The 2,807-nt window shown below is 70.4% G+C and carries 2 protein-coding genes and 1 tRNA gene; 2 read left to right on the top strand and 1 reads right to left on the bottom strand.

Features of this window, described 5'->3' with window-relative positions; genetic code table 11:
* Positions 1–55 precede the first annotated feature (55 nt).
* Positions 56–140, bottom strand: a tRNA-Leu gene (locus A612_RS07145).
* Between the two features lie 19 nt (positions 141–159).
* On the opposite strand from A612_RS07145, the gene rnr reads away from it, so the two are divergent.
* A complete protein-coding gene (rnr, locus tag A612_RS07140) occupies positions 160–2,466 on the top strand; it encodes a ribonuclease R (protein WP_040436279.1) in 2,307 nt (768 codons plus the stop codon).
* Positions 2,467–2,520: 54 nt separating this feature from the next.
* Positions 2,521–2,807 (top strand): SDR family oxidoreductase (locus A612_RS07135; RefSeq protein ID WP_040436280.1); only part of this gene is annotated, 287 nt, incomplete at its 3' end.

Raw genomic sequence — 2,807 nt, 5'->3', positions numbered from 1 at the left:
CTTCTTCGGGAAGCGGCTCGCCTGTCCTGAACCCTTGGCGGGTTGTCGTTAAACTTGGTGCCCAGGAGAGGACTCGAACCTCCACGCCTCTCAGCGCTAGTACCTGAAACTAGTGCGTCTACCAATTCCGCCACCTGGGCATTTCAGGAAAGATTGCAATTGTACAACCAAAAAAAAGCGTCCGGCACATCGTCCGGGCAGAGCCCTTCCGATGAACTCGAAGGGAGCGTGCAGGGACACCGCGACGGGCACGGCTTCGTCACCACCGACGATGGCGGGCCGGACATCTACCTGCCGCCCAACGAGATGCGGGCCGTGCTGCACAAGGACCGGGTGCGGGTGCGCATCGTGCGCCAGGACCGGCGCGGGCGGCCCGAGGGGCGCGTGCTGGAGATCGTCGCGCGCCCGCCGCAGCCCATCATCGGCCGCCTGCTGCAGGAGAGCGGCGTCTGGCTGGTGGCGCCCGAGGACAAGCGCTACGGCCAGGATGTGCTGATTCCCAAGGATGCGACCGGATCGGCCCAGGCCGGCCAGGTGGTGGTGGTCGAGCTGACCGAGCCGCCGGCGCTGTATGGCCAGCCGGTGGGCCGCGTGGTCGAGGTGCTGGGCGAGGTCGACGACCCCGGCATGGAAGTCGAGATCGCGGTGCGCAAATATGGCGTGCCGCACGTGTTCTCCGACGAGTGCCTGGCGCAGGCGCAGGCGCTGCCCGACAAGGTGCGGGCGCAGGACTGGCGCCACCGGGTGGACCTGACGGACATCCCGCTCGTGACCATCGACGGCGAGGACGCGCGCGACTTCGACGACGCCGTCTATTGCGAGCCGGCGCGCGTGGGGCGCGGCAAGGGCTGGCGCCTGCTGGTGGCGATTGCCGACGTGAGCCACTACGTGGAGACCGGCAGCGCCATCGACATCGATGCCTACGACCGCGCCACCAGCGTGTACTTCCCGCGCCGGGTGATCCCGATGCTGCCGGAGAAGCTCTCCAACGGCCTGTGCTCGCTCAATCCGCACGTCGAGCGGCTGGCCATGGTCTGCGACATGCTGATCAGCGCCAAGGGCGAGCTGCACGCCTACCAATTCTACCCGGCCGTGATGTGCAGCCACGCCCGCTTCACCTACACCGAGGTGGCAGCCATCCTGGCGAACACGCGCGGGCCGGAAGCGGCGCGCTACCGCGAGCGGGTGGGCGAGCTGATCCACCTGCACGACGCCTACCGCGCGCTCGCGGCGGCGCGCCAAGCGCGCGGCGCCGTGGATTTCGAGACCGTCGAGACGCAAATCCTCTGCGACGACAACGGCCGCATCGAGAAGATCGTGCCGCGCGTGCGCACCGAGGCCCACCGGCTGATCGAGGAGGCGATGCTGGCGGCCAACGTCTGCAGCGCCGACTTCATCGGCCAGGCGGGGCGGCCGGCGCTGTACCGCGTGCACGAGGGGCCCACCCCCGAGAAGGTGGAGACGCTGCGCACCTACCTGAAGGCGATGGCGGTGGGCATGGGCATTTCGGATGAGCCCAGCCCCGCGGAATTCCAGGCCATCGCCGAGGCCACCAAGGACCGCCCCGACGCGCTGCAGATTCACACCATGCTGCTGCGCTCCATGCAGCAGGCCATCTACACGCCCATCAACAGTGGGCACTTCGGCCTCGCCTACGAGGCCTACACGCACTTCACCAGCCCGATCCGGCGCTACCCCGACCTGCTGGTGCACCGCGTCATCAAGTCCATCCTGGCGGGCACCAAGTACGTGCTGCCGAACCTGCCGACGCCGGGCGAGGCGCAGTTCAAGCTGGCCAAGCGCCTCGCGTCCAAGGCCGCGGCGCAGGCGGACGAGGCGCCGCCGCGCAAGCTCGGCGGCGCGATCAGCCCGCGCGAGCTGCAGGCCTGGGAGGCGGCCGGGCTGCACTGCAGCGCCAACGAGCGCCGCGCCGACGAGGCCAGCCACGACGTGCAGGCCTGGCTCAAGTGCCAGTACATGCGCGAGCACCTGGGCGAGGAGTACAGCGGCGTCATCAGCGCCGTCACCAGCTTCGGCGTTTTCGTCACGCTCGATGCGCTGTACGTGGACGGGTTGCTGCACATCACCGAGCTGGGCGGCGAGTACTTCCGCTACGACGAGGCGCGCCAGGAGCTGCGCGGCGAGCGCACCGGCATCCGCTACGCGATCGGCGACCGGCTGCAGGTGCAGGTCAGCCGCGTCGATCTGGACGGGCGGCGCATCGACTTCCGGCTGGTGCGCGACGAGCTGGCGCCGCCGGCGGGCGGGGGCAACGGCAAGGTGCGCGAGGGCGCCCGCCGCCGCGGCGCGGACGACGCCGCGGCCGCTGGCGAAGGATCCTCCGGCAAGCGCGGCGCCAAGGCCGATGGGGCCAAGGATTCGCGGAGCAAGGGCGACAGGAAGGCCGAGACGGGCAAGGGCGCGAAGGGCGCGAAGTCCGGCAAGGCGACGCGCCAGCGCTCCTGAGGAGCGGCAGCTGCCACCATGGACACGACGAGAACGACAAGGAGCATCCACGTCATGACAGGAACCGAAGCGGCGCCCCGGGTGGCGCTCGTCACCGGGGCGGGTACCGGCATCGGTCGGGCCGCGGCCCTCGAGCTGCTGGCGGCGGGCTGGAGCGTGGCCCTGGTGGGGCGGCGCGAGGGCCTGCTCGAACAGGTCGCGCAGCAGTCCGGCGCAGGGGCGCGTGCGCTCGTCGCCCCGGCCGACGTGACCGACCCGGAGGCGGTGCGCGCGGCGTTCGATCGCACGGTGGCGCATTTCGGCCGGCTCGACCTGCTGTTCAACAATGCCGGCTCGGGGAC

Origin of the sequence: Melaminivora alkalimesophila, from assembly GCF_000282995.1 — a bacterium.
Lineage (GTDB): Bacteria > Pseudomonadota > Gammaproteobacteria > Burkholderiales > Burkholderiaceae_C > Melaminivora > Melaminivora alkalimesophila.
This window is presented reverse-complemented; position numbering and strand designations above follow the sequence as displayed.